At 59.0% G+C, this 20,716-nt stretch carries 24 protein-coding genes; 11 read left to right on the top strand and 13 right to left on the bottom strand.

The window, feature by feature from the left end:
* Positions 1-105: 105 nt before the first annotated feature.
* From IB254_RS18805 to IB254_RS18765, 9 genes are all read right to left on the bottom strand, one after another.
* Positions 106-1,107 (bottom strand): glutathione S-transferase family protein, encoded by a 1,002-nt coding sequence (locus IB254_RS18805; protein WP_192418725.1) that lies wholly within the window; start codon positions 1,105-1,107, stop codon positions 106-108.
* Positions 1,108-1,197: 90 nt separating this feature from the next.
* Entirely contained in the window at positions 1,198-2,199 is a 1,002-nt protein-coding gene (locus IB254_RS18800; protein ID WP_192418723.1) for a glycosyl transferase family protein, read from the bottom strand.
* Positions 2,196-2,531 (bottom strand): TusE/DsrC/DsvC family sulfur relay protein, encoded by a 336-nt coding sequence (locus IB254_RS18795; RefSeq protein ID WP_008043792.1) that lies wholly within the window; start codon positions 2,529-2,531, stop codon positions 2,196-2,198. The genes IB254_RS18800 and IB254_RS18795 overlap by 4 nt, the downstream gene beginning before the upstream one ends.
* Positions 2,528-2,821, bottom strand: a complete 294-nt coding sequence (tusB, locus tag IB254_RS18790) for a sulfurtransferase complex subunit TusB (RefSeq protein WP_192418721.1) — start codon at positions 2,819-2,821, stop codon at positions 2,528-2,530. Before tusB ends, IB254_RS18795 begins: the two co-directional genes overlap by 4 nt.
* The gene (gene tusC, locus IB254_RS18785; protein WP_192418719.1) at positions 2,821-3,183 is read right to left on the bottom strand and encodes a sulfurtransferase complex subunit TusC; all 363 of its coding nucleotides are present in this window, start codon (positions 3,181-3,183) and stop codon (positions 2,821-2,823) included. The genes tusB and tusC overlap by 1 nt, the downstream gene beginning before the upstream one ends.
* Before the next feature lies 1 nt (position 3,184).
* Positions 3,185-3,577: a sulfurtransferase complex subunit TusD gene (gene tusD / locus IB254_RS18780; RefSeq protein ID WP_008029488.1), complete on the bottom strand. Its 393-nt coding sequence runs from the start codon at positions 3,575-3,577 to the stop codon at positions 3,185-3,187.
* Between the two features lie 206 nt (positions 3,578-3,783).
* Positions 3,784-4,488 carry a YoaK family protein gene (locus IB254_RS18775; RefSeq protein ID WP_192418717.1) on the bottom strand — a complete coding sequence of 235 codons (705 nt, stop codon included), beginning with the start codon at positions 4,486-4,488 and terminating at the stop codon, positions 3,784-3,786.
* A gap of 28 nt (positions 4,489-4,516) precedes the next feature.
* A complete protein-coding gene (locus IB254_RS18770) occupies positions 4,517-4,846 on the bottom strand; it encodes a DUF6388 family protein (protein ID WP_192418715.1) in 330 nt (109 codons plus the stop codon).
* A 20-nt stretch (positions 4,847-4,866) separates the two neighbouring features.
* Positions 4,867-5,115 carry a hypothetical protein gene (locus tag IB254_RS18765; RefSeq protein WP_008045271.1) on the bottom strand — a complete coding sequence of 83 codons (249 nt, stop codon included), beginning with the start codon at positions 5,113-5,115 and terminating at the stop codon, positions 4,867-4,869.
* Between the two features lie 161 nt (positions 5,116-5,276).
* Here IB254_RS18765 and IB254_RS18760 point away from each other — a divergent pair, with 161 nt between their 5' ends.
* Positions 5,277-5,627, top strand: a complete 351-nt coding sequence (locus IB254_RS18760) for a hypothetical protein (protein ID WP_008029480.1) — start codon at positions 5,277-5,279, stop codon at positions 5,625-5,627.
* 125 nt (positions 5,628-5,752) lie between these two features.
* Here the strand turns inward: IB254_RS18760 and IB254_RS18755 are convergent, their stop codons facing one another.
* Complete coding sequence (locus IB254_RS18755) at positions 5,753-6,172, bottom strand: GNAT family N-acetyltransferase (protein ID WP_192418713.1); 420 nt, start codon at positions 6,170-6,172, stop codon at positions 5,753-5,755.
* A gap of 146 nt (positions 6,173-6,318) precedes the next feature.
* Between IB254_RS18755 and IB254_RS18750 the strand changes: the two genes are divergently transcribed.
* Both IB254_RS18750 and IB254_RS18745 read left to right on the top strand, forming a co-directional pair.
* The gene (locus IB254_RS18750) at positions 6,319-6,756 is read left to right on the top strand and encodes a hemerythrin domain-containing protein (protein ID WP_192418711.1); all 438 of its coding nucleotides are present in this window, start codon (positions 6,319-6,321) and stop codon (positions 6,754-6,756) included.
* 50 nt (positions 6,757-6,806) lie between these two features.
* The gene (locus IB254_RS18745; RefSeq protein ID WP_192418701.1) at positions 6,807-7,400 is read left to right on the top strand and encodes an NUDIX domain-containing protein; all 594 of its coding nucleotides are present in this window, start codon (positions 6,807-6,809) and stop codon (positions 7,398-7,400) included.
* A gap of 214 nt (positions 7,401-7,614) precedes the next feature.
* Here IB254_RS18745 and IB254_RS18740 read toward each other — a convergent pair whose 3' ends face one another.
* Positions 7,615-8,127: a methylated-DNA--[protein]-cysteine S-methyltransferase gene (locus IB254_RS18740; protein WP_192418699.1), complete on the bottom strand. Its 513-nt coding sequence runs from the start codon at positions 8,125-8,127 to the stop codon at positions 7,615-7,617.
* Positions 8,128-8,275: 148 nt separating this feature from the next.
* Here IB254_RS18740 and ggt point away from each other — a divergent pair, with 148 nt between their 5' ends.
* Together ggt and IB254_RS18730 are read left to right on the top strand one after the other, a co-directional pair.
* Positions 8,276-10,003, top strand: a complete 1,728-nt coding sequence (gene ggt / locus IB254_RS18735) for a gamma-glutamyltransferase (protein WP_192418696.1) — start codon at positions 8,276-8,278, stop codon at positions 10,001-10,003.
* A 69-nt stretch (positions 10,004-10,072) separates the two neighbouring features.
* A complete protein-coding gene (locus IB254_RS18730) occupies positions 10,073-10,606 on the top strand; it encodes a cysteine hydrolase family protein (protein ID WP_192418694.1) in 534 nt (177 codons plus the stop codon).
* Positions 10,607-11,123: 517 nt separating this feature from the next.
* Here IB254_RS18730 and IB254_RS18725 read toward each other — a convergent pair.
* Entirely contained in the window at positions 11,124-11,438 is a 315-nt protein-coding gene (locus IB254_RS18725; RefSeq protein ID WP_192418692.1) for a DUF3630 family protein, read from the bottom strand.
* A gap of 175 nt (positions 11,439-11,613) precedes the next feature.
* Between IB254_RS18725 and IB254_RS18720 the strand changes: the two genes are divergently transcribed.
* Genes IB254_RS18720 through IB254_RS18710 form a run of 3 tightly spaced genes read left to right on the top strand, consistent with a single transcriptional unit; the run spans position 11,614 to position 13,527 of the window.
* On the top strand, positions 11,614-12,684 hold the full coding sequence (locus tag IB254_RS18720; RefSeq protein WP_192418690.1) for a sterol desaturase family protein: 1,071 nt from the start codon (positions 11,614-11,616) through the stop codon (positions 12,682-12,684).
* Complete coding sequence (locus tag IB254_RS18715; RefSeq protein ID WP_192418688.1) at positions 12,674-13,048, top strand: nuclear transport factor 2 family protein; 375 nt, start codon at positions 12,674-12,676, stop codon at positions 13,046-13,048. Before IB254_RS18720 ends, IB254_RS18715 begins: the two co-directional genes overlap by 11 nt.
* A 20-nt stretch (positions 13,049-13,068) precedes the next feature.
* A complete protein-coding gene (locus tag IB254_RS18710) occupies positions 13,069-13,527 on the top strand; it encodes a GNAT family N-acetyltransferase (RefSeq protein WP_192227350.1) in 459 nt (152 codons plus the stop codon).
* A gap of 4 nt (positions 13,528-13,531) precedes the next feature.
* Here IB254_RS18710 and IB254_RS18705 read toward each other — a convergent pair whose 3' ends face one another.
* Entirely contained in the window at positions 13,532-14,968 is a 1,437-nt protein-coding gene (locus IB254_RS18705; protein ID WP_192418686.1) for a M15 family metallopeptidase, read from the bottom strand.
* A 135-nt stretch (positions 14,969-15,103) separates the two neighbouring features.
* Between IB254_RS18705 and IB254_RS18700 the strand changes: the two genes are divergently transcribed.
* From IB254_RS18700 to IB254_RS18690, 3 genes are all read left to right on the top strand, one after another.
* The gene (locus IB254_RS18700) at positions 15,104-17,926 is read left to right on the top strand and encodes an amino acid adenylation domain-containing protein (RefSeq protein WP_192418684.1); all 2,823 of its coding nucleotides are present in this window, start codon (positions 15,104-15,106) and stop codon (positions 17,924-17,926) included.
* A gap of 705 nt (positions 17,927-18,631) precedes the next feature.
* Positions 18,632-19,396 (top strand): tetratricopeptide repeat protein, encoded by a 765-nt coding sequence (locus IB254_RS18695; RefSeq protein ID WP_192418682.1) that lies wholly within the window; start codon positions 18,632-18,634, stop codon positions 19,394-19,396.
* A gap of 281 nt (positions 19,397-19,677) precedes the next feature.
* On the top strand, positions 19,678-20,682 hold the full coding sequence (locus IB254_RS18690; protein WP_192418680.1) for an acetoacetate decarboxylase (ADC): 1,005 nt from the start codon (positions 19,678-19,680) through the stop codon (positions 20,680-20,682).
* Positions 20,683-20,716: the final 34 nt, after the last annotated feature.

Raw genomic sequence — 20,716 nt, 5'->3', positions numbered from 1 at the left:
GACCCATCGCTAGCAGGCTAGCTCCCACACTGGATTTGTGTCGTTCGCAAATCTCCTGTGGGAGCTAGCCTGCTAGCGATTGGGTCATCAAAAACTGCAAAAACCTCAGGCCTTGCGCCAAACCCCTTTCCCGCTCAACCGCGCCCGATCATGCGCCACGGTAAAGTCCTGCTCCGGCCCCTTCGGCACAACACCGGTCGGGTTAATGGTCTTGTGACTGCCGTAGTAGTGGTTCTTGATGTGCTGAAAATCCACCGTCTCGGCAATCCCCGGCCACTGATAAATCTCGCGCAGCCAGTTCGACAGGTTCGGATAATCGGCAATCCGCCGCAGGTTGCACTTGAAGTGCCCGTGATACACCGCATCAAAGCGGATCAGCGTGGTAAACAGGCGAATGTCCGCTTCAGTCAGGTATTCGCCCACCAGATAACGATTGGCGTCTAACAGCTGTTCCAGTCGATCCAGTTCCGCAAACAATCCATCGAACGCCTCTTCATAAGCCGTCTGCGATGTCGCGAACCCGGCGCGGTACACGCCGTTATTCACCGCCGGATAAATCCGCTCATTCAACGCATCGATCTCGCCGCGCAACGGCGCCGGATAGAAATCCAGGTCATTGCCGGTCAAGTCATCGAATGCGCCGTTGAACATGCGGATGATCTCCGCCGATTCATTGTTGACGATGCGATTTTGTTGCTTGTCCCAGAGCACCGGCACAGTGACGCGACCCGTGTAGTCGGCGGTGTCGGCGGTATAGCGCTGGTGCATGAAGTTGAAGTGATCGAGCTTGTCGCCGGTCGAGCCGAAGTGCTTGTCGAAGGTCCAGCCGTTTTCCAGCATCAGCCAACTGACCACCGACACGTCAATCAGGCTTTCAAGGCCTTTGAGTTTGCGCAGGATCAGTGTGCGATGCGCCCACGGACAGGCGAGCGATACGTAGAGGTGATAACGACCCGCCTCGGCGGCAAAGCCACCCACACCGGTCGGGCCGGGCGTGCCGTCGGCAGTCAGCCAGTTTCGACGCTGCGCCTGTTCGCGCTGGAACGCGCCATCCTTGCTGCTTTCGTACCACTGGTCATGCCAGCGACCTTCGACTAACAAACCCATGTTCAAGACTCCTAAACCGATAAGCGTTGGAGAGGAGTCTATTCCGATAGGTTCGATAAAAAAGCGCAAAGGTTGGGCGATTATGATCGGTTAAATCGATCTGTCCCGTGCGTCCCAATATTTCTGGGCTGTTTCGAAGGCGATTTCGCGAGGTTGGCCGAGGCCGCGTAGTGCGAGGGCCATGGTCGAGATCAGCGCCATTTGCGGATAACTGTCGACCACGTCGCCACGCCATACGGCTTTCAGATGCTCGGGATCGAGAGAGGCGGGTTTGACATGGCGTTGCGCCGACAGCTGCGGCCATTCCTCATCCCAGCTCTCGCCGCCGGTGGTGCCGTACAAGTGGCTGTCGGTGTCGGGGTTGATCTCGATCTCGCCGCCATCACCCTTGACCACAATCGCGGTGTCGCCGAGCAAGCCGCTGGCATCGCGATGCACCGCCTGGTAGCCGGGGTGGAAAATGCTTTGCAGGCCGCAGCGGGCGCTCAACGGATTGAGAATGCGCGTCAGGGAGTGGATCGGCGAGCGCAGGCCCAAGGTGTTGCGCAGGTCGATCATGCGTTGCAGTTGCGGCGCCCAATCCACCAGCGGCATGAACGCCAGGCCGCCGTTATCGAGCGCCGAGCCGACCTGTTGCCAGTTGCGGCACAATGGGATCTTCAGCTCATCCAGCAGTTGCTCGCTGTACAGCCGCCCGGCCGTGTGTGCGCCGCCGCCGTGCATGAAAATCCGCACGCCGTTTTGCGCCAGGCACTTGGCCGCCAGCAGATACCACGGCAGATGGCGTTTCTTGCCGGCGTAGGTCGGCCAATCCAGATCGACATTCAGGGCCGGTGGTTGCAAGCGCTCACGCAGGGCTTCGGTGAAGCCGGCCATTTCCTCGGCGCTTTCTTCCTTGTGCCGCAGCAGCATCAGAAACGCACCGAGCTGAGTGTCTTCGACCTTGTCGTCGAGCACCATGCCCATGGCTTCGCGGGCTTCTTCGCGGGTCAGGTCGCGGGCGCCACGCTTGCCTTTGCCGAGGATCCGCACGAATTGGGCGAAGGGGTGTTCGGCGGGCGTTTCTAGAGTCAGCACTGGATAATCGGTCATAAGCAATTCGTCGGTTTGGGCAGGCCCGCCAGTTTCGCGGCGAGTTTGGCAGGGGTGCCTTTGAACAGTCGGTTCAGGTGCAGGCTGTTGCCTTTTTCCGGGCCGAGCTTCAACGCTGTGTACTTGATCAGCGGACGGGTGGCCGGGGACAGCTGGAATTCGGCGTAGAAGCTGCGCAGCAATTCGAGGATTTCCCAGTGCTCGGGGCTCAACTCGATGTCTTCGGCAGCGGCGAGGGCGCTGGCCACGTCGGCGGACCAGTCGCTCAGTTCAACCAGGAAACCGTCCTTGTCCAACTCGATGGCGCGGGCGCCGACCGTCAGTGCATTCATAGCCAACTGTTGACCTTGTCGTAGTGAATCGACAGTTCGACGAAGGCGGGATAATCGATCGCCTTGGCCGTATCCGGAACCTCCACCGCACGGGCCTGGGCGTCTTCGGCCAACACGAACAGCTTCGGGTTGCCGGCGATCAGGGCGTTGAAGGGCGCGGTGCCCGGTTGCAACGCATACACCGCGTCACCGCTCAGCAGCAGCGCATCGTTCGCGCCGATCAGGCGCAGGCAACTGCTCAGGCGGTCGTCGCCGAACGGGGAATGAGACAATACATGCAAAGTCGACATCAGAGGGTGATCACCTGGTCGTAACGGTCAATAAGGGCGGTGATTTCGCGGGCGGCCAGCACCTGGGCTTCTTCCAGCGACAAGCTGTCCGGGGCCAGGCCGCGCTCGGCGGCGCTGTCGCCACAGACGAACAGGTCTTCGACGCCGAACATCGGCAACGCTTGCAGGTTGGCGCTCAAGTCTTTCTGTTGCAGGGCCTTGGCGTCCTGTTTCGGCGCGAGCTGGAACACTCCGTCATCAAGAAACAGCAGGCCGATCGGCAGGTCGAAGGCACCGCCGGCCAGCACGATGTCCAGTGCTTCACGCGCGCTCGGCCCGGACCACGGCGCCTGACGGCTGATAATCAGCAAGGATTTAGGCATGTCACGCACCTCCGAAACAGATCAGTCGGTCGGCGTCCTGCACCGCGTCATGCAACTGACCGAGACCGGACAACTCCCACGGCGCGCCGACGGCGACCGCTTCGCGCTGATAACGCTGGGCTTCTTCGTCGTTCAATACGCCACGGCGCAGGGCGGCGGCGATGCAGACGACGCCGTCCAGTTGATGTTCGGCCACAAAGGCGCGCCATTGCTTGGGCAGGTCCTGTTCATCCTGCGGCGTGACCACGCTGGCGGACGCGTTGTAGACGCCATCCTGATAGAAAAACAGCCGGACAATCTCATGCCCGCCGGCCAGCGCAGCCTGGGCGAACAACAAGGCACGGCGCGAGGAGGGCGCATGGGCGGCGGAAAACAGCGCGATGGCGAACTTCATGACGGACTCGATCAGTAAAACTGCGGCCATGATAAGGCGTGGACCGAGTTGTCGCCATCGTCGGATCGCCGCCCGCAGCAAGCCGGCTCCTACAGGATCTGTGTCTTATGCAAGACCGCGACCCACCGCATACCCCTTGTAGGAGCCGGCTTGCTGGCGATGGCGGCCTGCCAGGCAGCCTCAAGGTTCCGGATGTACACCCGAGCTCAACGCGGCATATACCCCAACTGCCAACGCCTTGGAATCCTCAACGACAGCAAGCCAAGCGCCCCCGCCAGCAACCCGCTGACAAACAACGCCCTGAGTCCAAGATGATGCTCCAGCACCGCCCCCAACACCGCGCCGGCAAACATTCCGGTCCAGGGGATCAACTGCACCCGCCAGCCATTGCGCCGCTCGCCGAGCATCCAGCGTCCCAGGCCGCGACCGAAGCGCGACAGGGCGCCCGTCACGTAAGTCAGGCCCACCGGCAGACCATTCACTTCTTCAACGGCGGCATTGAGCATGCCCATCGCGATGATCGCCGCCAGCAGCGCCGGCAATTGTTCGTCATAAGGCCAGGCCGCCGCCGCACACAGCAACATGGCGATGCACAACAGCAAGGGCAGCGCGCGGCGCCCGCCGACACGGCTGACGACAATGCCCAGGGCGTTGCCGAGGATGAACGTGGCCACGAGAAGCAGCAGGCGCAGGGTCAGGCCCATGTCGCCGTCGCTGATCGCCACGGCGAGGCGGGTGGTGTTGCCGCTCATGAAGGAGACGAAATCGCCGCTGGCCATGAAGCCGATAGCGTCGGTCATGCCGGCGAGTACCGAGAGTGCGGCCACCAGCGACAGGCCGATGCGGCCGCGCCATTTCTGAGTGTGCAGATGCCCCGGACTGGCGCGGGTCGTGGAGGACGAAGGCAGCATCGGTGGCGGGATCCTTTTGCGGCGACGGTTACGGGGTCAGACCATATAACTCGCAATACTCCAGCCAGTCCATACCCGCCATTTCGGCCACTTCCCGGTGTACGTTCAGGCGTTGAGCTTCGTAGTCCTCCGGTGTCGCGGCGGTCATTTGCAGGGTCAGCTCCCAGGCAAACAACCCCAGGCGTTCGGCCTCGGCTTCGAACGCTTCATGCAAGCGCTCGTCGCGAAACTGCGCTGCGGTTTCGCCTTTGGCCTGAGCCAGCAACGGGTTGAGGTTGTCGAGTTCGTGGCGCAGTTCAGGTCGCTCATCGAGAAACTTCTGCAGCGCCTGCTCGTGTTGCTGTTCGCTTGCCGCCATGGTCGCTCCTTGAGAATGGGTTACACGGACTGCTTCTTGCTGGCCTTGGCCGCTGCGGCCAGGCATTCGAGGGCAAACTGCTCGCAGTAGGTCATCTGGATCGGCGTGGTTTCGCCCTTGACGGTGCGTTCACCGTCGAGGATGTAACGGATCCGCTTGTCGGTGACGCCGATTCGCTTGGCGATCCAGGAAGGCGTCTGGCCGATCTGGCTGATCAGCTTGTCGGCATATTCAGCGGTCGGTTTGTAGAATTCGGCGTTGGGTGTCATGGACGTTCCAGAAAAAATGAGCCCGGAAAAAGGGGCGATGCAGCGTTTGGCGCGACAGGGTGCGCGAATCGTTGCGCGGTGTCGCGGTATAAATGAAGTAAAGCAGAACGATACGCCGGCCCACGGTGATACAGTCCGCTTTTTCTTGATGAGCACACGCAATGCGAATTCTGATGGTGGCGCTGGCCGCAACGTTGCTGGCGGGATGCGCCGGTTCGGTGATGAACGATGCCCGCACCGGCACCCCGTACAAAACCCTGACTTCGGACAAACCGGAAAAAGTCGTCGCCCAGTGCGTGCAGTTCGCCTGGCAGGACGAGGCGGTATTCGGCGTCGATGCGGGCGCGTATTTGCAGCCGGGCAAGAAGGGCGGGTCTACCGTTTACACGCGTTCGGCGGAGTCCTTTGTGGACGTGACCACCGATGCGTCAGGGACGGCGTTGAGTTACTACGCGCAGCATGACGACTTTGTCGCCAAGCGCCGTTTGGCGGCGCTGGCTACCTGCCTCTGATCTTTTGAACACCGCAATCCCCCTTTGTAGGAGCCGGCTTGCTGGCGATGGTGTGTCAGCTACAGAGATGTCGACTGACACACCATCGCCAGCAAGCCGGCTCCTACAGGGTTGTGTGTTGTCAGTCAGAGGCGCTTCTGGAAAAAGAAGCGCTTGTGCCCCGGCGGGTAGTCAACGATCTGCCCCAACTCGCTGAACCCAAGCTTCTTGTAGAACTCCGGCGCCTGAAAGTCGAAGGTGTCCAGCCAGATCCCGATGCATTCCTTCTCCCGCGCCAGGTCCTCGGCCATCTGCATCAGTCTCGAGCCAATGCCTTGCCCTCGGCCCAGTTCCGGCACCGACAGCAATTCGATAAACAACCATTGATAGAAAAACCGGCCGTACAGCCCGCCGAGAATCTCACCCTGGTCATCGCGTACCAGCAGGGCCAGCGGTTGCGCTTTGCCGTCCCCCGCTTGGGCGACGTTGTAGGCCCGCAACGGTGCGAGGATCGCCTCGCGATCTTCCGGTGTCGGGTTGTGCGACTGTTCGATGCTGAGTGTCATCGGCTACATCCTTATGGCAGTGATGCACGAGCGTATCCGGGTCGCGACGATTGTTCTATCCCTCGTTGAACAGAGGAACCGTCGCCAGCGCGCAGATGTCTAGCCTTTACAGCGTCATTCCAGAACGCGGCCGATGAGGATTGCCAATGAACATTTTCGAAGCCTTGCGCGAAAGCCACGACCGCCAACGCACCTACGCCGTCGCATTGGTCAAGACCAGCGGCGATACCCCGGAACGCGTTGAAGCCTACAAGCAGCTCAAGTCCGAACTCCAGGCACACGAAACCGCAGAAGAGCGGCATTTTTATATCCCGCTGATGGAGTTCGACAACGGTGTCGACCTCAGTCGCCACGCGATTTCGGAACATCACGAGATGGACGAAATGATGGAAGAACTCGACGAGACCGAGATGTCCAGCCCGGCCTGGCTGGCGACCGCGAAGAAGCTCTCCGAGAAGGTCCATCACCATCTGGAGGAGGAAGAGCAGAAGTTCTTCCAGATGGCCGGCAAGCTGCTCGACGACAAGCAGAAAGAAACGCTCGCCGGGCAATACGAGAAGGAATACAAGGCTCAACTTTCGTGAGGGCCTTCGTCTAAGATGGGCGTTTTCTGACGAAATAAGGATGCGTTGTCATGCCGAACACAGCCGAGCGGGTCAACATCGTCGAGTCCCAGGTGTTGTCCCACGACTGGTATCTGCTGAAGAAAATCACCTTCGATTACCAGCGCAACAACGGCGAATGGCAACGCCAGACCCGCGAGGTCTACGACCGTGGCAATGGTGCGGCGATTCTGCTGTTCAACCGCGAGAAGAAAACCGTCGTACTGACCCGGCAATTCCGCTTGCCGGTGTTCGTCAATGGTCATGACGGTTTGCTGATCGAAGTGGCGGCGGGTTTACTTGAAGGTGCTGCGCCGGAAGAGCGCATTCGCGATGAAGCGGAAGAGGAAACCGGTTATCGCGTGCACCATGTGCAGAAGGTTTTCGAGGCCTATATGAGCCCCGGTTCGGTGACTGAAAAACTGCATTTCTTCATCGCCGAATACGATGCTTCATCGAAAGTCGGCGAGGGCGGCGGGCTCGAAGCAGAGACCGAAGAACTGGAAGTGCTGGAGTGGCCGTTCGAGGCCGCGCTGGAAGCGTTTTATCGCGGGGAGATCTGCGACGCGAAGACCATCATGCTGCTGCAGTACGCCGCCATGAAAAACCTTTTCACTACCCCCTGAACCTGTAGGAGCCGGCTTGCTGGCGATTCGGCCTTAAGGCTTGCAGTGCTGTCGAGGCCATCATCGCCAGCAAGCCGGCTCCTACAATGTTGCGTGAGTCGCGCAATCCGGGAATAACGCAAACCCTGTAGGAGCCGGCTTGCCGGCGATAGCGACCTTGAGGCTTGCGTTGCCGTTGAGGTCGCCATCGCTGGCAAGCCAGCTCCTACAAAAATCAAAAGCCTTCCAGTCGCCCGGTCCCACCCCATTGGCCGCCCTCCATCGTCAGCAGCAATTCCTTCGCCTCAAGCCCACCTGCAAACCCGGTCAATTTCCCCGACGCGCCGATCACCCGATGGCACGGCGCAATAATCGAGATCGGGTTCTTGCCATTCGCCGCGCCCACTGCACGCACTGCGCTCGGGTTGCCTATCTGCTCGGCAATCTGGCTATAGCTGCGCGTTTCGCCGAATGGAATGGTCAGCAGGGCCTGCCACACCTTTTTCTGAAAGTCCGTGCCGGCGAAATCCAGTTCCAGGTCGAAGCGGTTTCGTGTGCCTGCGAAGTATTCCTGCAACTGCTGAACCGCGCGCACCAGGACCGGGTTGTCCGCCGCCTCACTCATCGGCCCGAGCCGTACGCGATTCGGTTTGTCGTTTTCCCAGAGGATGGCTGCCAGTCTCGAACCGTTCGCGACCAGCTTCAACTCGCCGACCGGCGACGCCATGGTGGTGAAGGTGTAACTCATGCGGGCGGACTCCGAAAACAGGTGAGCAGGCGGCAAGCATACTGCCTCGACGGGGAGGCGCAATACGCAATCCCGACCATACTGCGTACTGCTCCTGAAACGTTTTCTCTGTTTTTTACCGACCCTAAAAACAAAAAGAGACCGACTCATGAAGTTCGAACCTTTAGCCAAATCGCTCATCGCGACTTCATTGGCACTCAGTTGCCTGGCGGCTCACGCCGCTTCCGTCGCCCCCGTCGCCGCCGAAAACGGCATGGTGGTCACGGCCCAGCATCTGGCCAGTCATGTGGGCGTCGATGTGCTCAAGAACGGTGGTAACGCCGTCGATGCCGCCGTCGCGGTCGGGTATGCGCTGGCGGTGGTGTATCCCGCGGCAGGTAATCTGGGCGGCGGTGGTTTCATGACCATCCAACTGGCGGACGGGCGCAAGACCTTCCTCGACTTCCGCGAAAAAGCCCCGCTGGCTGCCACTGCCGACATGTACCTCGACAAAGAGGGCAACGTTGTCCCGGACCTCAGCACCCGTGGGCATCTGGCTGTCGGCGTGCCGGGCACCGTGTCCGGCATGGAACTGGCGCTGAAAACCTACGGCACCAAACCGCGCAAGGAAGTGATCGCCCCGGCGATCAAGCTCGCTGAAGACGGTTTTGTGCTGGAGCAGGGCGATGTCGATTTGCTGGAGTACGCCACCGACGTCTTCAAAAAGGACATGAAAGATTCCGGCTCGATCTTCCTGAGCAACGGCGAGCCGATGCAGGTCGGCCAGAAACTGGTGCAAAAAGACCTGGGCAAAACCCTGCGGGAAATCTCCGAGAAGGGCGCCGACGGTTTCTATAAGGGCTGGGTCGCTGATGCGATCGTCACCTCCAGTCAGGCCAACAAAGGCATCATCACCCAGGCCGATCTCGACAAATACAAGACCCGCGAACTGGCCCCCATCGAGTGCGATTACCGTGGCTACCACGTGGTCTCGGCACCACCGCCAAGCTCCGGCGGCGTAGTGATCTGCGAGATCATGAACATCCTCGACGGCTACCCGATGAAAGACCTGGGTTACCGCTCGGCACAGGGTATGCATTACCAGATCGAAGCCATGCGCCACGCGTATGTCGACCGCAACAGTTACCTCGGCGACCCGGACTTCGTGAAAAATCCGATCGCCCATTTGCTGGATAAAAACTACGCGAGCAAAATCCGCGCGGCCATCAATCCGCAAAAGGCCGGCGTGTCCCGCGAGCTCAAGCCCGGCGTCGCGCCGCATGAAGGCAGCAACACCACCCATTACTCCATCGTCGATAAATGGGGCAACGCGGTGTCGGTGACCTACACCTTGAACGACTGGTTCGGCGCCGGGGTCATGGCCAGCAAAACCGGGGTCATCCTCAACGACGAGATGGACGACTTCACCTCGAAAATCGGCGTGCCGAACATGTACGGTCTGGTGCAAGGGGAGGCCAACGCCATCGCGCCGGGCAAGGCGCCGCTGTCGTCCATGAGCCCGACCATCGTCACCAAGGACGGCAAAGTCGTGATGGTCGTCGGCACCCCCGGCGGCAGCCGCATCATCACCGCGACCTTGCTGACCATCCTCAACGTGATCGACTACGGCATGAATATCCAGGAAGCGGTGGATGCGCCGCGTTTCCACCAGCAGTGGTTGCCGGAAGAAACCAACCTGGAGGCGTTCACCACCAGCCCGGATACGGTGAAGCTGCTTGAAAGCTGGGGTCACAAGTTTGCCGGGCCGCAGGATCCCAACCATATCGCCGCGATTCTGGTCGGGGCGCCGTCGCTGGAAGGTAAACCGGTGGGCAAAAACCGTTTCTACGGAGCGAACGATCCGCGTCGTAACACCGGGTTGTCTCTCGGTTATTGAGGGTTGTGTTTGGAAGGGGACGGATTTAGTTTCTGTCCCCTGACCCAACGACAGATCAAGGATGGAACCATGACCACCGCAATGTTGATCATCGATGTCCAGCGAGCACTTTGCACGGGCGAGTACGAGTGCTTCGAAATCTCACGTGTCATCGACACCATTAACGGGCTCAGCACCCGTGCCCGAAAGGCCGGCATTCCGGTGGTGCTGATCCATCATGAGGAAGAAGGCAGTCCGCTGGCGTATAACGCGGACGGCTGGCAACTGGCCGAAGGGCTGAAAACCTCGCCCAAGGATTGGCACGTACGCAAGACCACACCGGATTCGTTCTACCAGACCAACCTGCAAAAGCTGCTGCCGGTGCAGGATTTCGAACGCCTGGTCATCTGCGGTTTGCAAACCGACTATTGCGTCAACGCCACGGTACGTCAGGCGCTGCAACTGGGGTACGACGTGGTGCTGGCGGCTGACGCTCACTCCACGGTCGACAACGGCAACATCCCCGCCGAAGACATCATCGCCGAGCACAACAAGGACCTGGCGCATTTGACCGGTTCAGTGGCGCGAATCGACGTGAAACCCGCCGCCGACATCACCTTCTAGCACCCAAGATGGCGGGCCCCGCCCACCCCTGTAGGAGCCGGCTTGCTGGCGATGGCGATTGCACGGACGCCTTCGCCGGCAAGCCGGGCTCCTACGGATCGCGGGATGTCCGGGATGGCGGGCTCACCCAAAGCCTGTAGGAGCCGGCTTGCCGGCGATGGCGATTTCCCGGACGCCATCGCCAGCAAGCTGGCTCCTACAAATCGCGAGGGTGTTGGAGATTGAGGGTTCACGCAAAACCTGTAGGAGCCCGGCTTGCTGGCGATGGCGATTTCCCGGACGCCTTCGCCGGCAAGCCTGGCTCCTACGGATCGCGGGATGTCCGGGATGGCGGGTTCACGCAAAACCTGTAGGAGCCCGGCTTGCTGGCGATGGCGATTTCACGGACGCCATCGCCGGCAAGCCTGGCTCCTACGGATTCGAGCGTGTTGGGGATTGTAGGTTCACGCCACACCTGTAGGAGCCGGCTTGCTGGCGATGGCGATTTCATGGGCGCCTTCGCCGGCAAGCCTGGCTCCTACGGATTGGGGTGCGAACCCATCGATTGTTCCTGATCGAAAACCTGCAACCGCTGCACCAACGCCTGAAAGCGTTCCGACGCCACCCAGGCCGGATCCGCATCGTCCACCAGCAGCATGATCCCCAGGTAATGTTCCAGATGCAGCGTAATGAGCTGCCCCTCGATCTCCAGGTCCCAATAACGCTGATCCAGCCCGCTGGCCTGTACGACCCACGTCCCGTCGAGAGCTTGCCTCAATTCATCGGCGATCCGGTCGAACAGCGCCCGGTCGGATGTATCGGACAGGTAGATCGTGGGGATGGGTTCGCTCATGTTGGCCTCCGGAAAGTCCCGCGACTTTACGTCAGCCGCAAACCCTGTGGCGAGGAAGCAGAGCCAATCGCTGAGTGGGGGGATGTGCAGAGGCTTGAACTCAATCTACACTTAAGAACTGTTCTCTGTTGCGGTTAAATTTCAATACCTTTTCTTTGAGGGAGGCAAGCTCCTGGTGGATGCCCTTGTGCTGCTTTTTAACGGCCTGACCGAGTGGGTGATCGAGCCCGTCACTCGCCAGTTCCTGGGCCTTTTCGATCTGAATGGGCGCATGGGTGTACTGTTTCTGTTCTCGTCTTACAGCATCGCTTACGCCCTGTTCCGGTTCAGGAAACATCGAGGTCTCACCGACGCGCAGTCGTTCGGGCAGTTCATCGGCGGGCGTCGGGTGTATTTCCATCGTTCGGCGTTGCTCGATTACCGCTACTACTTCGTGCGGGCGATTCTGAAAGTGGCGTTGGTGTTGCCGATTGTCGGTCTGGTGGACCCGCTCGTCCTGCGCTCCGGAGACTACATCGCCTTTTTCACCAACCTGTGGGGCGCACGGGTGCAAGTGGAGCAGAATCTTTCACTGTCCTTGCTCTACGGGCTGGGCGTTTTCCTGGTGAAAGACTTCATGGCCTACTGGGCGCACCGCGCCTTCCATTCCCGATGGTTGTGGGCATTCCACAAAGTCCATCATTCGGCGCCGGTGCTGGTTCCAGCGACCGCCAGCCGGGTTCATTTCGTGGAAAAGATTGTCGAAAAGCTCTCGACGATCATCGGCATCGGTGCCTATGCCGGCGTCTTCTGGTACGCCTGCGGCGGCGAGATCAGCCGCTATACTTTGTTCGGCGTGACCTGGCTGGTGTTCATCCTCAACGGGCTGGTGGGAAACCTGCGTCACAGTCATGTCTGGCTGTCGTTCGGCCCGGTGTTCGAACATGTGCTGAACAGCCCGGCCCAGCACCAGATTCATCACAGCGACGCGCCGCACCATTTCAACAAGAACTTCAGCATCAACCTGTCACTGTGGGACTGGATGTTCGGCACGCTCTACGTCACCACGTCGAAACCCGAAGCCCTGCGGTTCGGCACCGGTGCTCAGGATTCTGAGCGTTACCTGACGGTTTACAGCCTGATCGTCACGCCGTTTGTGGACATTGCTCGCAGGATCCGTTCGACCAAACGACCTGATCGTTCGCGGGCGCCCTTGCGAACAATCCAGAATGCGTTAGCAGAAGTGGAGGTGAGACATGACAACTGATTCCGCAGAAAAAGAGTCTGTCAAAGAAGCCGTCAAACTTTATGTCGAGGGTATGGTCTTCGCTGACGAAGCCTCGTTGCGAAAGGCATTTCATCCGTCGTGTCGCATCATCGGTCACTTCCAAAAAACGCTTGAATGGCTGTCCCTTGATGAGTTTATCGACGCGATCAAAACCGAAGGCCCGGCGGCAAAAGAGGTGAAGCCTTTTTGGGAAGTGATTGACCTGGACATAACAGGCGACGCCGCCGCCGTAAAAATCATCGATGATTATGCGGGGATGAGGTTTACCGATTACCTGTCGCTACTGAAGATCGATGATCGCTGGGTCATCATCAACAAGCTGTACTACTACCATGAGACGTGAACCGCACGGAGACCATTGAGATGGATGTTCAGGTACATCGCGCCGACGCAACGCACATCGATCAAGTCGCCAGCCTCTTCGACGCCTATCGGGGGTTTTATGGCCAGCCCTCGAACCTGAATCAGTCCCGCCACTTTATCGCCGAGCGCATTGCCCGGGATGAGTCCGTGATCTTCTTCGCCCGGGACACCGACGGCGAAGCACTGGGTTTTGTCCAGTTGTTCCCGACTTTTTCGTCTATCGACGCGCATCGCACCTGGCTGCTCGGCGACCTGTTCACCGCGCCTGCCGCCCGAGGCCGCGGGGTCGCAACGCGGCTGATGAACACCGCGCGCGACTTCGCGGTGTTGAGCGGCGCCAAAGGCCTGGTGCTGGAAACTGCCACGGACAATCACGGTGCGCAGCGGTTGTATGAAGCCTTGGGCTATGTGCGCGATACGGGTTACTACACCTATTGCCTGGATTTGAAGCAGGGCTGACCGATCACCGTTCCGGCAGGTTCCAGCGCTCGCGAACGTGCTCGTATTGCGCCTCGGGCATTTGCACCAGCAGGGGAGACTGCTGCGGATCGAGCCAGTCGAACAATCGGCTGATGTCCGCCTGATCCATGGCCGTGCAACCCGCCGTCGGCGATGTCGGGCTACGCCAGATGTGGAAAAAGATGCACGAGCCCGAGGCGGGGGACGCCGGTGTGTTGTGCTCGATGACAATGCCTTTGCGATAGCCTTCTTCGCTGCACATGCGTTCGGAGCTGTTCCAGTCCTTGGGCATCGCCGTACCGTCGACCAGGGTGTTGTAGTGTTCGGAATGGCTGTCGTCCACGCATTCGGTGGTCGCTGTCAGGGCGAGGTAGGGCAGTTTCGTGTCGGCGCTGGTCTCGTAACCGAACGCTGTTCCCAGCTTGAAAATCCCGGCCGGCGCTTTTCCATCGCCTTCGTGTTTGACGGGTTCTGTGCCTGGCTCAACGTTGTCCAACCCTTTGCCCCAGGCCATGCCGTTTTTGCCGACCACCACCGCAAACGCCTCGCCATATTTGCGGAAGGTGTTCCCGTCGCGTTCATAGCGCTGGGCGCTGCCTTGCAGGTCATCCCAGTTTTTTGTGGTGACCACAATCAGCTGATGGCTGGCGTCGAGTGCTGCATTGGCGTCGAGCGGCGTAATGGGGAAATCCATGACGTTGTTTGGTGCCTGTGCGCTGCCATAAGTGAAGTGCCACCATTCTTTCGAGTACCCGGAGAAGCCTTCTTTTGCCATGGCGCTGCCAAGCCGCTGGCGATTGTCTTGCGCGGTCGCATTGATCGTCGGGTTGGCGGTATGCGCCCGCTCATCGAAGCAATCGAAGCCGGTGCCCATGTCGAGTGCGCCGTCATGCCAGCGCTGATCGTAGGGGGCGGTGCAATCGACCTGCGTGGCCGAAGGCGTCCATGTGCTGGCGGGCAACGCCTTGGGCCCGGTGAGGGTCAGGTCCACGGTCGAGCCTCTGGAGTGATTCGACACCCGCGCCACATACCCCAGGCGCCAGAAGTCCTGCTTGTCCACACGCGGGTAGAACTCGGCCTTGCGTGGGTCGCCCGGTTCGGTGGCAAAGCGGCCCATGTCGGCCACCGCCCGATTCGGTCGATAACAATCAAACACCTTCAAACCGTAGCCTTGCGCACGCAACGACGCTTGCACCCGGGCGAGCGCCCTGGCGGCGTCCAGCGTCAACAGGCATTCCGCGGCGGCATAACCGTCGAGTGGGTGACCGGTGAAGTTGTGGGGGCTGGCGTAGCGAATGTCTTGCTCGATGCTCGGATCAATCGTGCGCAGATAGACCATGTGCCCCGGCCGCGGCTCGGCACTGGACATGCCCGCTATGACACTGCCCAGCAACAGCAGCGATTGCAGCCAGGGGCGGGCGATGGTGCGAAGAGGGCGCATGCGATGTCTCCAGGATGCCGGGTACGCAATAAACGGGGGAAAGGTAGCAGACTGAGGTGAGGGGGACTAACCTCAGTCTGCATTTCCGGATCACGACGTTAACCTCGTACAGATCATGCGGAGCATAAATCCAAGATGCAGGATCATCGCCCAAATCCGACGCTTAATCTGGAGTATTGTGCCGATCGCCCGATATTCATGGACTTCTTGCAACAGGCACAGCGCTCGCCTGACGCCATTGCTGTCGTCTCTCACGACGCGACGTGCAGTTATCGTCAGCTTGAACAGATAAGCCATGGCATTGCGTCCTTCCTGAAGGTCAATGGCGCGACCGAATCCGACCGGGTGGTTATTGTTTCCAATCGCTGTGCGGGGTTGGTCTATGCAATGCTCGGCGCCTTGCGTGCCGGGTTGACGTTCACCGTTGCCGACGTTGCGTATCCACCTGCGCGCATCGGGCAAATCATCCGAATGCTAAAGCCTTCCTTTGTCCTGCTTTGCGGTGGGGCCACCGTCGATCTCGATTCCGAACACCTGGAGGCAGGGCGTTCGGCTCCACGGATCGTCAGCATTGCGGAAAATCCCGCCGACTCATTGCGTGAGTTCGCCTTTCATCAACATGCCTTGCCGCAAGTCGACCCTGCGCAGCCGGCCTATATCACCTTCACCTCGGGCAGCACCGGCGAACCGAAGGGCATCGTGGCCACTCATGCGCCGTTGGTGCATTTCATTGAGTGGCATACCCAGCGCCATTCCTTGTCAAAAGACGATTGCTTTTCGCTGCTGTCCGGGCTGGGGCATGACCCTGTGTACCGGGATGTATTTACCCCGCTGTCGATTGGCGCAAAAGTTATTGTTCCCGCACAGTCGACCGTCATAGACCCTGTGGCATTGGCGGCGTGGATACAAAAAAATGCCATTTCGATTATTCATCTGACGCCGCCGTTGGGAAGGCTGATAGAAACCGGCGCAACACTTCAGGGGGCAAGATTCAACGCGCTTCGATACTTGTTCTGGGGCGGCGATGCATTAGGCATTTCGCTGTTCGAGCAAATGTGCGTGATCGCCCCCAATGCCGTCAGTGTCAATTTTTACGGTACGACGGAAACGCCTCAGGCAATGGCGTACCACCACGTCGACCCTGAAGCCGACAATTCCAGGATTCCACTGGGTAGAGGCATTAAAAACGCGCAATTGCTGGTCGTGAATGACACTCGTCAATTGGTGCATGAAGGCGAGGTCGGAGAAATCCTGATACGCAGCCCTTACTTGGCGCAGGGTTACTGGGAGGACATCGCGCAAACCCGGGAAAAGTTTGTGGTGAATCCGTTTACGAATGTCGAGAACGACATTTGTTATAGAACCGGCGACCTTGGGACTTATCTTTCAGATGGCAGAGTCAGCTTTCTGGGGCGGGGCGATAGTCAGGTCAAGATTCGCGGACATCGCATTGAGCTGGCTGAAATCGAAGGCGCACTTTCGAAACATCCGCTGATCAAGCAGTGCGTTGTGCTCGCCGTCAATGACAACGCGCTGGTCAGGTTGGTGGCCTATTGCGTTTCAATCAACGCTGTTTCAACGGGGGAACTGCGTGAGCACCTCAACACTCGGCTCCCGGAATACATGGTGCCGGCGTTGTTCGTCTTTCTGGATGCGATTCCACTGACGCCGAACGGAAAGATCGATAGGCGGGCGCTGCCGCGGATAGCCGCCAACACGGAGGCGGCGTCCATCCATTGCGATCAGGATCTATCGCCGCTGGCGTTAAAACTGTCGCAGGCTTGGGCCGAAATACTCCAGGTCCCGCGCATCGACGCAAACCTGACGTTTGTCGAGCTGGGTGGGGATTCGCTGTCGTTCGTTCAGGCCTCAATGGTGCTTGAAGAACTGATCGGCCAACTGCCCGATCAATGGGAAATGACACCGGTACATGAACTGTGTGGGTTGGCCGGTAAAACCAGCAGTTCAAAGCTGTCCATCAGGGCAATGGAAGTCCCTGTCCTTTTACGTGTTATCTCGATAATCCTGATTGTCATTGGGCATCTTCATCTGTTCTCGACCTGGTCAGTGGTCGGCGAGACGACGGTATTGTTTCTGATCTCGGGCATCAGTCTGGCGAGGTTCCAGCTTCAAGCCATCAATGAACGCGGCAATGTGCGTACGCTGGTCAGGTCAGTGGTCTTTATTGCGGTGCCGACCATCCTTTACACACTTTTGAATCAGATACTGTTCGACCAGGTTTATTGGCAAACGATGTTGCTGATCTCCAACTGGTTTCCACCGACGCTGATGGGCGGCTTTGCCTACTGGTATGTTGAAGTGCTCCTGCAGATGATCGTCATCATCGGGTTTGTTCTGTCGTTTGAGCGCGTCAGGAACATCATTGTTGCGAACCCGTTTCGGTGCCTTGTTCTGGCGGCATGTGCATTGGCCGTGGCCGACATTGTGATCAGTGCGTTTCTGTTTGACGCGTCACCGCTCTATAACCGCGTGCCACAGCATTATCTTGCGGTCATGGTGCTTGGAATGGCCGTTCACTACGCTCATTCAAGTGCCCAGAAGTGGATCGTCAGTGCGGTTGCTGTGGTTGTGATGGGTGGGGAGGATCTTCTGGCAATCTTCGGGGCGGGGGCACAGGAAATTGCGAAGGACTATGTTGATATCGCCATCCCTGCAGTTCTCTCACTGATTTGGGTCAAGTCAATTCCGGTGCCAGGTCTTATCGCGCGGGGGCTTGCGCTAGTTGCTTCGTCAACGCTGTTTATTTATCTGACGCATTTTCAGTTTCAGTCCCTGGCTCGGCATATTGTTGATCTGCCTGTGTTCGCGGTGGTCTTTGCCGTCGTAGGTGGTATCGGGGTCGCGTATGGGTGGAACAAAGTTGTTCGAATCGTTTTGGTGCGCTGGAGTGGCGTAGGTAAGAAGAGCGGTTCGGATACGGTTGAGCGTGTGGCTTGATGGTGAGCTTTGTCTTTTGGTGGGGGATATATCCGTTACTGCGGTGATGGCGGTTAGTGGTTTCGCCCTTACGGCGAGTCACTTGGAAGAGCCCCAAGTAACCAAGGGCTCTTGCCCCTTTCGTTCGGTGGCTCGCTAAGACTCGCCATGCCCTCGCTCCGGTCCTGCTCCGTGGGCCCGCCGCCATCGGCCATCCATGGCCGGGGGCGGCTAACCCGGCATCCATGCCGGGTTGCCCACTGCGCAGAACCTGCGCTCGGCCTCTCGAGGGGGCGCTCAGATCAAAAGCGGAAGGCGAGCTAACGCTCGGCCTGATGAGTGGTGAAAATCAAAAGCGTACGCCGATCCCTGTAGGAGCTGGCTTGCCGGCGATGGCGTCCGTTCAGGCAATAAATGTGTTGAATGACCCACCGCTATCGCCGGCAAGCCAGCTCCTACAAGGGATTGGTGTCATGTCTAGGTAGCCAGTCCGTTTTAGGTACCGCCCCGGCCCGGGATCGGTGCGCAGCTCAAGGTCGATATCACCAGCGCTTTTAAGTTGCATCAACCTTCACGCTTAGTGATGGGGGGGCAAAAAAACACGGGTTACAGTGGCCGTTGCAGCGGGAACTTCAGGGGGGCGGGCAGGTCAGTTGGAGCCCTGTATCGAGTGCTGTGGTCGGTTGTACGATCGTGCCACGAGAGATCAATCGAGTTCGTCCACTGATGCCAACCAAACGTTTTCTGACAGGTTTCATTCTGGCGTTATGCGCCAGCGCGTCGTTTTATTCGGTGGCCGCTGAGCGAAGAGCGACGGCGCAAAGCAACAGCGCATCAACCACCTTGATCGAAACGGCCTCGCGGCAGTATGAAAATGGCCAGTTGGACCAGGCTGCTGCCACGCTGGAGCGGGCCCTGCATATCCAGCCGAACAATCCCGCGACGCTGCATTACCTTGGTGTGTTGCGTCTTCAGCAGGGGCAGTACCAGCAGGCTGAAACCTTGGCGATGCGCTCGAACATTCGGGTAGGGCGTAACGTCGAGCTACGTAACCGCAACTTGCAATTGATACAGGCTGCGCAGCGGGCCCAGGCTACCGGTATCCCACCCAGTGCCAACGCAGACAGGGTCGCCGTACTGAACAAGTCGGAAGTGGAGACCCAAAGGCGCAGCGAAGAAGAAATCAACATTGCTGAACAACCCGCTCAGAATGCCGGGCGCGACGCTGGCAACTTCGCTCGCGCAGAGGCAGCGCCGGCATTGGACTCGTCTATGGTTGGCAGGCCGGGGCCCGAAGGAAACATGCAAATGGCTTCCACCGAGCCTGCGGGTACAAACGATGCGGTCGAGATTCCCCGCGGCCATTGGCCGCCGCCGGGCAAATGCCGAATCTGGTTCCCGGATCGCCCGCCGGGGCATCAGCCCGCACCCGGCAAATGCAAGAAGCTGCGACACCGGGTTCCGCCAGGAGCCTATTTGGTCCGCGGTTGAGCTTCTGGACGTCCGTATATGGACTCATCAGGTTCCCTTCTTCCTCGAGGACAGGAGGGTGAGCTTTGCCATCACCGATGAAGGGCCAAAACCCTCAATCTCGAATCGCCGAATCCTGGTCGATGGCACGTTGAAAACGCTACTACGAACAAACTGAAAATCTGCCTTTCCAGCGCTTGACCTTAAAGTTCAGTTTAACGTTAAGGTGATTTCAAGCCGGCCTCAGAAGCCGGCCCTGGCCAACGCCATCAAGCAGATGCAATCACCTGGAGAGAGACAGATTGAAACTCGCAAGCGCCGTTTTAACAGGATTGCTTTTCAACACGTTCGCCAACCATGCGTTGGCGGGAATGCCTGAAATGCCCAGCCCGACCGACACAGCCATGATCGATATCGCCGGTCACCAGGTGCCCGTCGTAAAGGGCGGTTTGTACGATCGCTTTCGCTCCAACCCTCCTTTGTCGGTGATTGCAGCAGAAGTACCGGGCGTTGATTTGAGCTGGTTCAAAGGGTTGGAGAAGAACAAGGTCGACATAGGCTTTGAATCGTTCTCGCCAAACTTTTACTACCAGAACAGTCGCGTAACGGCTGTCTATACGGCAGATCTGGACAAGCTCCGGGCACTGATGCCACCCGAAGTTCTGGCAACCGCCCAGCCTCTGCAAATCTGGCCCGGTCGAGGTTTGATTGCGTTTACCGCGTACACCTATGAACACTGCGATAACGACGCCTATAACGAAGTCGCGGTGTCGATCATCACCAACAAACCGGGCAAAGCCAATCTGGGGCCGTTCACGCTGATTGGTCAGTCGATGTCTGGAGACTTCTGGGGTTATGTACTCAAGTTGCCGGTCAATACAGAGCTTGCGAGGGTTCGTGGTGTCGTCGGTTACAACCTGCCGAAATGGCTGACGGGGATTGACCGCAAAGAAGATGCCCAATCGGTGGTCTATGACATTACCGATAGTGAGACGGGCAAAGTGGACGTGTCCTTCAAAGCGCAGAAGCTCGACGACCTGTCCAGTGACGTTGATATCGTCACCAGCAGTTTCACCAATCTCGATCACCAAGGCCGGTTAGCCTATGGGTATGCTGTTTCCCGCCAGCTCAGCCACGGCTCCAGCAGAAACGAAGATTCGGCAACCCTCACGCTGGGCGACGGCAGCCTGTCGAACTACATCCGCTCCTTGAAGCTGGGGAAAATGATGAAGTACGAATACGTGCCAGCGTTCCAAAGTGCGCTCTACGCGCCGAAGCCATTAGCGGCACTGGCTGACACGCACTGATTTAACCCGCCGGCAAAAATCTGTCAGGCCTCAA

Origin of the sequence: Pseudomonas sp. PDM03 (genome assembly GCF_014852385.1) — a bacterium.
GTDB classification, from domain to species: domain Bacteria; phylum Pseudomonadota; class Gammaproteobacteria; order Pseudomonadales; family Pseudomonadaceae; genus Aquipseudomonas; species Aquipseudomonas migulae.
Note: the sequence above shows the minus strand (reverse complement) of the source record. Positions and strands in the feature narration are given on the sequence as shown.